Below are 10,988 nucleotides of genomic sequence, written 5' to 3' on the forward strand. Positions count from 1 at the left end.
TCATTATGCCGCGCCATGGATCCACGGGCACAACGGTTGGCGGATCTCTGTTCCCGGTCGCTCCGGTTTTCGGCATTATCAGAGAGCCTCCAGGAAGGCGAGCAACGGATCTGGAGGTTTGTACCGTGCCGGTGCAACACCGCTCGCCGTCGCGTGCGCGAGCGCGCGTTCCTTGAGCTGCATGTCGGCGTGCAAATAGATCTGAGTGGTCTCGGAGGACTCGTGCCCGAGCCAGAGCGCGATCACGGCCAGGTCGACGCCGTGATGCATCAGGCTCATTGCGGCCGTGTGCCGAAGCGTGTGAGGCGTTATTGATTTCTTCTTCAGCGAGGGGCATGAGAGGCGCGCGATTTCGGCGTTGCGCGACACGAGTCGCTGAAGAGCATCGGCACTGAGATGACCGCCGCGCGAACTGGGGAAGACCGGATCGCCTGGTTCGCCTGGTTGATACAGCAGCCACTGTTTCAGGACGGCAAATACATCCGTCGCAGCGGAGTGCATCTCATCTTTCTGCCTTTGCCGAGGCAACGAACGTGGGCGCCTGTGCCGAGCGCCACATCCTGGCGCCGGAGTGCGGTCAATTCGCTATTGCGCAGACCCGTTTGAACTGCTACAAGAAGCAGCGTTCGGTCGCGGTTGCCGATCCAGTTTCGTATGTCAGGCGCCCCTACCAAAGCGGCGGCCTCGCTCTCGGTCAGAAACTCAACCGGGCCGTGCTCGCAGCGTTTGGATGGAATTGCAAGAATGCGCTGACACTGCAGAAACAACGCAGGCTCGCTGACTTCGACGAAGCGGAAGAAGGCATGCACGGCGGCAAGCCGCGTGTTGCGTGTGCGCACCGAGTTGCCTCTGCCATGTTCGAGGTGCTGCAGGAATTTCGCGATCAGCGACACATCGAAGTCCTCGATTCGCAGCTTTGACGGCGCGCGCCCTATATGCTTCGTGGCGAACGCCAGCAACAGCCGGAACGTGTCACGGTAACTTGCCACCGTATGCGAACTCAGACCTTGCTGCTCGAGCAAGCGCTGGGTGAAGAAGCGCTGAACGAGGGCTGGGAGACTGGCGGCGCTCACGTTCGTTCTCCCGAACAGTCCTTGTCGAGATAGGCTGCCGCGAGTTCAAGCAACTCCGGAACCGATTCGATATACCAGTACGTAAGGCCAATGTTGACATGCCCGAGGTACGCGGCAAGTTTCGGCAATTCCCGACTCACGTCCAGACCAGCGCGATACCATTCGACCAGCCTTCCAGTCGCGAAGCTATGCCGGAAGTCTTGGAGGCGCGGGCCGTAACCATCGCGCCCGTCCTCTGTGGCCGATCGCAGACCAACAGCGCGCGACATTCTGACGAACATGCTTCGTACAGTGCTTGCCTTGAGTCGCTTGCCGCGCTCACTAACCAAGAACGCCTCGCTCAAGCGTACAGGACAGAGTTGATCGCGATTCCGGGCATAGTGTTCGAGTGCCACCCGTGAAGACTCTGCGACTGGAACAAAGCGGGATTTGCCGAACTTCGATTCCCGGACGGAGAGTATCCCACTGACGAGGTCAACGTCGCACCGGTCGAGCCGAAGCGCTTCGCCTGGCCTGAGGCCCGTCGCTACAAGAAGCCCTATGAGCGTCGAATAAGTCAGTGCTCGCATGCCGGTTCGGGATCGCAGTTGAGCGGCGCGGGTCATAAGCAGATCAATTTCCTGCTCAGTGTAAATATGCGGGGCGTTGCGCCGTCTGCGGGCACTGAGGAGTCCTGCTGGCGGAATCTGGTTTCGACTGTCAAGCACGTTCATCCATCTGGCAAATCCTCTCACTTGAGAGAGACGCCGCCCCCACGTAGCGCGTTCGACGAGTTCGGGCGTCGTCGCCCAGCGCAGAGCCAGATCGGTTGTAATGAACTCGGCGCCTTCGCGTTCCAGCAGATCAACGAAATGACCGAGTGCCAACGCAGGCTCATAGAATGACGCCCCAAGAGCACGGCGGACTGCCACGTACTGGGCGAGAGACTCATGGATCGCAGTCATATTGCACCTCCCGCCGTGGGCCACGAACGCGCGACACCGCGCAGGTCTTCAAACGCGACCTTTGCGTAGATCGCGGTACTGTCGGGAGAGCGGTGCCGCAAGACCTCGGCGATTTCTGCCATCGAGGCCCCGTGGCGAATCATCGTGGTCGCCAGACCGTGACGAAACAGATGTGCGGCGCCCCGGCACGCGGGGCGGAAACCTGCACGTGCGAAGGCCTGACAAACAATCTTGCCAATCGCCGCCGGTCCCGCCAGACCAACCCGGGGCGCCAATCTGCGAAGGAAGACGCGACGCGATGCACTCGCTCCGCGACCATCGCGGAGATATGTTGCGATTGCTTCTCCGACCTCCAATGAGAGCGGCACGTGCTCGACCATGTTCCCCTTGCCATGAATGACCAGTTCCCCCGAACGCCAGTGAATGTCGTCGAGCTCGATTGCGATGATTTCTCCGGCACGTAATCCGAGCCGCGCCAACAGCAGCAGGATTGCATAGTCACGGAGCCCCGTCGGAGTCGACCGGTCGGCAGATGCAATGAGAGCTTCTTGCTGCTCAGGCGTGAGGAACGTTGGCACAGTCGACTGTCGCCACTTACGAACCGAGGGCACTGACCCAGCCAGGTCTCGGGCCGTATCGCCACGTAGAAAGAGGAAATGGCAGAACGAGCGAAGCGCAACTGCCATCAGCCGCGTGTATTCCGCCGATCGGCCTTTGCTGCGGGCAAGAAGATGATTCCGGATCGCTACCGCGTCAAACGCATCTGGCAACAAACTCCCGCTGCTGACCGAGTGGCTGTCGAGAAAGTCGTGAATGAACGGAGCGTAGACGAGCAGAGAGTTCTTCGCGAGTCCACGATCCTGCTTCAGATAGTCCAGGTATCGGCGATAAATGTGCGCGATCTCGGACTGTTCGCCTGACGTCGGCGAACACACAATGGCTTCCGCGCGCAGATAAGCGAGAAACTGCCGTAGTGTGGGACGAGCACGCTGGACGCGGTCTCGCGAAGCGTCGATCATGCGCTTTATATAGCGAGCAATGACAGCCTCATCGAGGTCAATCAGGTCGATGTTCCTGCGCTTCGTCCACCCAGAGAAAGCACACAGGACTCTTCGTTTCTTGCGAAGAGATACCTCGGAATAGTGTGCCGTGCGTAGACGATCAAGAAATGCATCGATGTGATGGGCCGGTATCGCGCCGGATTCGCTGGCTGTACGTGTCGCATTCATCTGATCTCTCCTGGCCAGCGCAATAGCCAGCCTGAGAAATCATAGGTTTATGCCGGCACAGCGATCACGAAAGGCCACACCCACCGCCACGCATGTGCACGACGCGGCATAATCGGGGAGTCGGCATAACTGGGTTCATGCCGCTAGCGGCATGACACCAATTATTGTCGATCGGCACGTTCCCGTCGTCGAGATTGCGCGTATGCGCATCCCAACGTTTCAGGCTGTAGTCCAGCGTCTTGCAATCGCCGAGCCTTCCGCAACGAGTTTGCGCTGCGTCACCAGCCACTCATGGAGGGCATCACAAACCGGCCTGGCCCGGCGCTGACGAAGCCGCTGCCGTTCGTCAGCATCCAGTCCCGCGGCCTCGCGTTCGATGTCGTAGAGCGCGGTAAAGAACGGCAGGGCTTGCCCCGCAACCTGGCTGCTGTGGTTGGCATGCAGTTCGAAGAACTTGCGCCGGGCATGTGCCGCGCATCCGATCTCAGTGATGCCGTGCTGGAACGAGGCTTTGTACCCGCTGTAGTCGTCGCATACCAGCTTGCCGTGCCAGCCCTTCAGGAACGTGCGAGCGTGCGCACCGGCGCGGCTCTCGGCGAAGTCGTAGACCACCGCGCGCAGTTCGCTGAACTGAGTCGACGTATACGCCCACAGGTATGCCCGGTGTGTTTTGCCCTTGCCGGGGCTGAGCATTTGCACCGGCGTCTCGTCCGCGTGCAGCACGTCGTGCTGCAGGATGGCCTGGCGCAGTGCGTCGACCAGCGGCTGCAACTGCACGCCACACCGGCCCACCCAGGCACCCAGCGTGGATCTCGGGATGGCCAGTCCTGCACGACCAAAGATCTGTTCCTGGCGATACAGGGGCAAGTGGTCGCCGTACTTGGCGACCAGCACCTGCGCGAGCAACCCGGCGGTGGGCACGCCCTTGTCGATCACATGCGGCGGAACCGGCGCCTGGATCAGCGTCTCGCAGGCCTTGCACACCCACTTGCCCCGGATGTGCCGTTCCACCGTGAACACACCCGGCGTGTAGTCCAGCTTCTCGCTCACGTCCTCGCCGATGCGGATGCGTTCGTCACCACACTGGCACGTTGTGCTGTCCGGTTCGTGATGGATGTCCGTGCGCGGCAGTTGCGGCGGCAGCGGTGCACGTTTCGGCTGCTCGCGTTGCCGTTCAACTCGTGTCGGCTCAAGTTGCTCGAGCTCCATCTCGATGGCAACCAGGTCGCCATCGATCGCCTCGTCGAGCAGGTTCATCTGCTCGCTGTTGAGCCGTTCGCTGCGCCGGCCGAACTGCTGGCGCTTGAGGATCGAGACCTCGTGGGTGAGTTGATCGATCCGGGTCTGACGGAAGCGTAGTTCCCGGTTTCGTTCACTCGCTTCCCGCTCCCTCTCCCTGACCTCGGCAATCAGTTGCGCGGCAAGGGCGCGCAACTGTTCCGGGTTGAGTGCGTCGAGGTCCGCGGGGTTCATGCAGGCCAGTCTGCCAGAACCCTGCAGACGGAGGAAGCGCGACTGTTTACCTCCCCGCCGGATTTAGACGATGCGGATCACGCCATCCTCGCCGATGCGTTGCCAGGGCAGGCCCAGCACCAGGCCGGCCAGCTGTTCATGCGTCAAGGCACGCTGCCGCGGTTCACTGCCGATGCACGGCCACGCGAACTGCCCTTGATTCAGGCGTCGCGCGGCCAGCCAGATGCCGATCCCGTCGTGAATCAGGACCTTCATGCGGTTGGCGCGCCGATTGGCGAACAGATAGGCATGGTGTGGGTGCGCGGCGCCGAACACCTTGACCACACGCGCAAGGGCCGTGTCGAAACCGGCACGCATGTCCAGTGGATCGACCGCCAGCCAGATCTCGTCTACACGGATCACCGCAGCCACTCGCGTAGCCAGGCGGCGCACTGGGTGGCCTCGGATACCGGCCAACTCACCGTGATCGACTGATCTCCTCGGCGTATCTCAATGCGGATCTCCGGCGAATGCGGACTGGGCGTTCCCAATGCCACCGGCACGAAGGCTGGCAGCGACGGGGGCGTGGCCGGTGGACGACCCAGCGGTCTCTTGGGAAGTCGGCCTTCGGCCTGATCGATCCAGCGCCGCAGCAGATTCGCGTTGAGCCTGTGTTCCAGAGCGACTGCCGCAACCGATACGCCGATTCCCTGGCAGGCCGCTACTACCTGCGCCTTGAACTCCTCGCTATAGCGTTGTCGACGACGACGCTCGGGGAGTGATTCCGATTCGATAGTGTTCACGTGTCCGCTTATTCGTTAGGTGGACACGATACGCCCAAGCGCTTCGACCAAACTCAAGACGGATTGGCTGGCCGCTTACGGCCGTTCGTATCCAAGTATCCAAAGGCGTGAGCGACTTCATTCAGAGTGCCGCCTGATGCGAGTTGGGGCAAGCTAAGAAGCACACGGACGCGACGTTGCCACTCTCCACATGTGAGCCCTGTTTCTCAACGAAACATTTGTGCAAACATTCGAGATTTACGATGTAGTTTTTTCTCCCGCTGCGAGTGGATTTAAGCGTGTCGGATCTGCAATAAATATTTCGCTCGACCCAAAGATAACCGGGTTTCGTGGGATTGAGAGATGGATCGGCGCCGTCGCTGCTCGATGCAGTTCGTCGACTACGATCGCAGAGATAAGCGGGTCGCGTTCAACGCGACTGGATTCCGCGACGGAATGTGGTCGGACAGGGCCATCATCCCTGGCGTCGTCAAGGCCGAGGTAATGCGGAGTCGTAGCCGGAATCCATATTCCCGAGCGGGCCGGAGCATCCAGATAGTCATTTGTGTACGTAATGTCGCAATTCCTGCGGGAACATATAGCGATTTGCCCGTGTCATATGAATGAAGCGGGACGTCGCGGTGAGAAACTGTGCAGTCGAAGAGCGAGAGTACACGTTCACATAATGACGCGAACGCCGCGTGCTTGGAGTGTTTTCTTTTCACGTCAGAAGTGAGCCGTTGGGAATTTTAAAAATCCGCCGAGGAATAAGGATTTAAATTCGGAAAACCCTCTTGCATCGAAGTGCGGTTCTTAATTGGCGGTCGTGGAAAGGATAGCGGCTAGCTCGTGCTTTCGCTGCTCAGCTATTGGCTTCTCGGCGAGCCAAACGTCATAGCGCTGCTTCGCCAGTAGCCTCGCGTGTGTACACGTCGCGCATCGAGCTTTGGTCCGGATTGAAGCGTGCGCTTCACTTCGTCCATCTCATTCGCCTCGCCAGCGGCCCATATATACGCACCAGGGTGATGAGAGGCCCACGCAGTCAGCGTACTTGCTAGTCGACCAGGTACAAGGTGGCAATTTGCATGGCGTAAAATTCGTTCAAACGGCCGTACTTGGTCTGGAGAACAGGACGTAACGCTTGCCTCGTCTTCAATGTCGATAAACAATTGAGTCGTGATGTGGTCTGGAAGCGAATCAAGGATTGACGCGATTGCAGGCATCGCAGTCTCGTCGCCGGCGAGGGCGAACTCTTCGCAGTCTGCGGGTACTCCAGCGAAGCCACCATGCGTTCCTGTGATGACGAATCGATCACCCGATTTTGCAGTATCCAACTGTTGCGACATGGCCCCCGTTTCACGGAGGAACACATCGATCGCGATTGTGCAAGCAGTCGGATTGAATTCTCGAACGGTATAGACCCGTCCAGACAGGTAGGGTTCGGAGTTTGAACCGACAGCCGTGTCCGGTAGGCTCTTTTCGGAGAATAATTCGATCCACTGCGCCGGTTTGTGGGGAGCGAGCTCTTTAAGGGCGGAACCGGTTAGAAGGAGTCGCCGAACCTTCGGTGCAATCAGCAGGCTTGAACTCACGTGGACAGGCCGAAACGTGCAACTCGGATCGGTTGGCGGGTCTCTTAGGGCTATCTCGTGGACGTCAATAGCATCCGGAAGAAGAGGGCGGGGGGACAACACGATCCCGGCCGCCCTTAGAAATCTCCCCGCGATCGATAGCAAGTCGCCAAGGGAAAGTATCGCGGCAAAATCTAGTTCAATTAGCGGCTGCTCGTTCGTCACGTTTGCCAAGGACGCGCGACGCAAGCCAGTTAATAGGTTCAGTTCATCGCTGCTAACAAAGCCGGCGAGAGGAGACATCAATTGAAATGATGGTTGAAGAAACGATATCTTAGAAAGAAGGCGAGAAAATGCGTAAGCTGCTCCGCGGCGCATGTTTAGACCTGCTGCGTGGCGAGTGATTGTTGGGTCATCGACCTTGCTACGCACTATCAACCGCAGAAAAAAGATGAGTCGCCTCTCCCGGCGATTGCAAGTACGTAAGGAAATGGGTCGCCGGTCAATTACACTGTTCATTTTGATTTGGCTCTGTAGTCTGTTGTCAACGACGCAATTGAAGGAACAAGGCAGAGCGTTTGAATTCACGGGGCGAAAATTCATATGGCTCCCACGTCGCGCATACGCGATCCCGAGATCGCGGCTGCGCTCAATCGCACGAAGTTTGCTTCTCTTTGCAAGTCTGCGACTGATCTCGTCCCGCAAAACATCATTCCCCTTCGAATGCCGGCTGTCAGCTGATCTACGGTCAATGCAAGCGGGCCACGATAGTTTGCTCGGGCTTCCTGGCACCTCCCCGATTCGAAATCGTACGTTTCGAAATCTGTTGAATTTCGTCCCTGCATGTCGTTTGAAGCAAACGTACGCTGCGGGTCCCTCGCGAGCCGCTTATAGAGCCGTCCATCATCTAAAAATTCCTCACCTGGCGCCTCGCTTGTGCCAGCCAATAATGTATCAAGTACGATCGAAGACGCCCCTGCGGCGATTGCTTTGACGGCATCGCGCGAGTGGGCAATGGCGCCGTCCGCGATTATTGGTATATGAGTGCCCTCAAGCGCGTCTTCGACATCGAAAATGGCGCTGAGCAATGGAATTCCGAAGCCAGCACTCGATTGAAGATGATTTGGCTCCCCTGAACCCATCCCCACCTTGATGCCATCCGCTCCACAGTCCGCCAAGGCCAGTGCCGCCTCGCCAGTTACTACATTGCCGACAACTACGTCTATATAAGGATAGCTTCGCTTCATCCACCGAACCTGATCTTGCGCCGCGTGACTGTGTGCGTGGGTCGCCTCGATAACTACAACGTCGGCCCCGGCTTCAATTAGGCTGCGTATGCGGTGACGTTCCCCGGCGGACGTTCCGGCTGCTGCGGCCACTCGTAGGCGCCCTTCGGCATCCCGACATCGGTCGGGATAGGCGATGCTTTGGTTTATATCTTTTGCGGTAACGATGCCACACAACTCGAATGCCGAGTCGACGACGAGAATTCGTTCGAGCCGAGATTGGTGCATGAGCTCACGAGCCTTGCTCAGGGACTCCCCACGCCGAACCGTGATCAACCGTTCGAGAGGGGTCATCACGTCTCGAACGAGGTGGCTGGAATAAGGCGCGAACTGTAAATCACGGTTAGTGACTACGCCGACCAGCAAACCACCGGTCTCAACAACGGGGAACCCTGAGATGCCAGAGGCAGCGACCATTTTCTTGACGCGCTCTATGGTGGTCGCGGGATCAACGGTAAGTGGATCGGTAACGATGCTGGCTTGGTGGCGCTTGACTCTTTGGACCTCATGCGACTGCCGTTCGACAGTTAGACCTCGATGGATGATTCCAAGGCCCCCCATCTCGGCAATCGCGATGGCAAGTTTCGATTCCGTAACGTCACATCTTGCAGCTGATACCAGCGGCACACTGAGCGGAATATTCCGACTAAAAAGGGTGCTCAGTTCGGCATCGTTGGACGAGAGGTCGGAAGGACCGGGCGCAAGGAGTACATCGTCGTATGTCAGTGCAGATTGCATGTGCCGCATCGGAATATCCCTACGCCTCTCATGGCTATATCAAAAGTAAAAGGGGTTTTGCATTGCCCTAAGTCTATTGAAAGTCGCGTCGTGAAGTTTTCTACAGATCGACTGGAGTTATTGAGATTGCGACAGATTTTTTGCCTGGTCCAACCTGGGCGTTTGTTGCGAAATGGTTTTGCACGAGTCCCTTCGTGTTGAAGTGTGTGACGGCGGAATGCATAGCGATGTCGGAGGCCCTGACTCATTGAGATCGGACCCGTCGCTCGACGAGGAGCCTATTAGTCATTGTCCAACTCACATTAGCTCGAGCCGCAAGCTTATTGGTCCAATTTAGGGGACGTCATGTTCTTCGAGGTTAATGTGACCCTAAAGGAACATTCGTTGGCTTGTTGTCGACAATAGATGGCCGATAGAAATGGGCCGCACCGCGACTAAGACGTTACGATCATCTTGATGCTGAGATCGGAACTAGGGGCAGAGTCCTCGCCCGACAGAAGAGGAAGCTTTTCTCACTTGAGCCTCTCGCTCGACACGATATTTCGCTGTGAATTGAGATTTCCGAATAGACACTGCGCAGCGCTGTAATCTTGCGCGCTGATCAAACGATGGAATCGCCCGTGCCGTGGAGTGAATTTTAGGTCTTTTAAGGCGCTGAGGCATCGAATTCCTAAAATGGCCAACCTTGAGCAGTGGCCGGAGTCAGAGGGTGATTGAATTGCATAAGTCTGTTATTCGCTAAGGAACTGTTATGGGGGAGGCAACTGTAAAGAGACGAGAGGTGCCTCATCTCGCGCATATTTTTTCGTTGAGGCAATTATCGGGTATTGTGCCCGACGAGCATTCTCTCGTAGTGGAAGGGAGTACGGCAGACTACAGGGAGCCGCTAACCTTTGGCGCACATGAACACGAGGACGGCCAGCTGATCTACGCTGCTACGGGGATTATCGTTGTCGGCAGCGTGCAGGGTTATTGGGTGGCGCCGCCGACGCGAGCGTTATGGCTACCGCCTGGCGCAAAGCACTGGACTCGAACGAGTGGAAATGTTCAGCTTCGATCGGTTTTGCTGAAAACCCCACCCCACGCTCTGTTGCCAGCCAAGAGTTGTGTGCTGAACGTGTCACCGCTCCTCCGGGAGGTCATTGCAGCGCTTGCTGGAAGACCAGAAGGCACCCCCATGTCGGACCGAGATTTCGCGCTGACCGCGCTGCTCATCGACGAACTAGATGAAGTCCCTGTTCTGCCGCTTCATTTGCCATCGCTGCAGGACGGAAGACTTGTGCGCATCGAACGACATGTGCTGCGAGAGCCTGATCGCTATGTTTCGCTAGCGGAATGGGCTGGCCGGTTGCACATCAATCAGAGGACATTGCAACGTGCGTTCGTTCGGGAGACTGGGATGCCCTATAGGCGGTGGCTACAGCAGGCGCAACTCCTACTTGCACTCGAGTGGCTTGCGGACGGTCGGCGAGTGATCGATGTTGCCGCTGACCTTGGCTATAGCTCACAAAGCGCCTTCACATTTATGTTCAAACGAAATCTCGGCATGCCGCCAGGGGCCTTCTTCGCCAACGACGTTGAGTAATGCGAAACCCGAATCCGTTTGTCGATAAGGGAAATGCGTCAACGGCCTGCCTCCAGAACTCCGATGTGAACGCGCTAACAGGCGGAGCTTGTGGGGGTAATTGGCTTGGCGAGCAAACCCTACTCAGATGGGTAGTTCGTAAGCGGCTCGTCTCGACCGTTGTAGGGGGTGACCTCAGTACGCAGCACAATGATGTCCATCACTTTCGATTTGATGGACACCACTTTGTCGTAAGCGTCAATCTGAGGCCGTCTTGACGATCAGAACTTGACCTCTGAGAGCCGCTGATTCGTTAGCACGAGATCGAAGGCGGCGGGATCGAAGCTGC

At 57.8% G+C, this 10,988-nt stretch carries 7 protein-coding genes and 2 pseudogenes; 1 reads left to right on the top strand and 8 read right to left on the bottom strand.

The annotated features are described in order from the left end of the window. Positions 1-78: 78 nt before the first annotated feature. From QCE64_RS37750 to QCE64_RS37785, 8 genes and pseudogenes are all read right to left on the bottom strand, one after another. A pseudogene (locus QCE64_RS37750) lies at positions 79-1,073 on the bottom strand (tyrosine-type recombinase/integrase). Further along, entirely contained in the window at positions 1,070-2,017 is a 948-nt protein-coding gene (locus QCE64_RS37755) for a tyrosine-type recombinase/integrase (protein WP_310009501.1), read from the bottom strand. The pseudogene QCE64_RS37750 and the gene QCE64_RS37755 overlap by 4 nt, the downstream one beginning before the upstream one ends. Further along, on the bottom strand, positions 2,014-3,246 hold the full coding sequence (locus QCE64_RS37760; protein WP_310009502.1) for a site-specific integrase: 1,233 nt from the start codon (positions 3,244-3,246) through the stop codon (positions 2,014-2,016). Before QCE64_RS37760 ends, QCE64_RS37755 begins: the two co-directional genes overlap by 4 nt. A gap of 157 nt (positions 3,247-3,403) precedes the next feature. Further along, positions 3,404-4,719: pseudogene (gene tnpC / locus QCE64_RS37765) on the bottom strand (IS66 family transposase); the annotation flags it as partial. A gap of 63 nt (positions 4,720-4,782) precedes the next feature. Next, positions 4,783-5,130 (bottom strand): IS66 family insertion sequence element accessory protein TnpB, encoded by a 348-nt coding sequence (gene tnpB / locus QCE64_RS37770; protein WP_310009503.1) that lies wholly within the window; start codon positions 5,128-5,130, stop codon positions 4,783-4,785. Then, entirely contained in the window at positions 5,118-5,501 is a 384-nt protein-coding gene (gene tnpA, locus QCE64_RS37775; protein ID WP_310009504.1) for an IS66-like element accessory protein TnpA, read from the bottom strand. The genes tnpB and tnpA overlap by 13 nt, the downstream gene beginning before the upstream one ends. Before the next feature lie 845 nt (positions 5,502-6,346). Beyond that, positions 6,347-7,429: a siderophore-interacting protein gene (locus QCE64_RS37780; RefSeq protein ID WP_310009505.1), complete on the bottom strand. Its 1,083-nt coding sequence runs from the start codon at positions 7,427-7,429 to the stop codon at positions 6,347-6,349. A 221-nt stretch (positions 7,430-7,650) separates the two neighbouring features. Continuing rightward, on the bottom strand, positions 7,651-9,075 hold the full coding sequence (locus QCE64_RS37785) for an IMP dehydrogenase (protein WP_310009506.1): 1,425 nt from the start codon (positions 9,073-9,075) through the stop codon (positions 7,651-7,653). 1,177 nt (positions 9,076-10,252) lie between these two features. Between QCE64_RS37785 and QCE64_RS37790 the strand changes: the two genes are divergently transcribed. Then, positions 10,253-10,660 (top strand): AraC family transcriptional regulator, encoded by a 408-nt coding sequence (locus QCE64_RS37790; RefSeq protein WP_310009507.1) that lies wholly within the window; start codon positions 10,253-10,255, stop codon positions 10,658-10,660. The last annotated feature ends 328 nt before the right edge of the window (positions 10,661-10,988 follow it).

The sequence above is a fragment of the Caballeronia sp. LZ043 genome (assembly GCF_031451075.1).
In the GTDB taxonomy this organism is placed as follows: Bacteria; Pseudomonadota; Gammaproteobacteria; order Burkholderiales; family Burkholderiaceae; genus Caballeronia.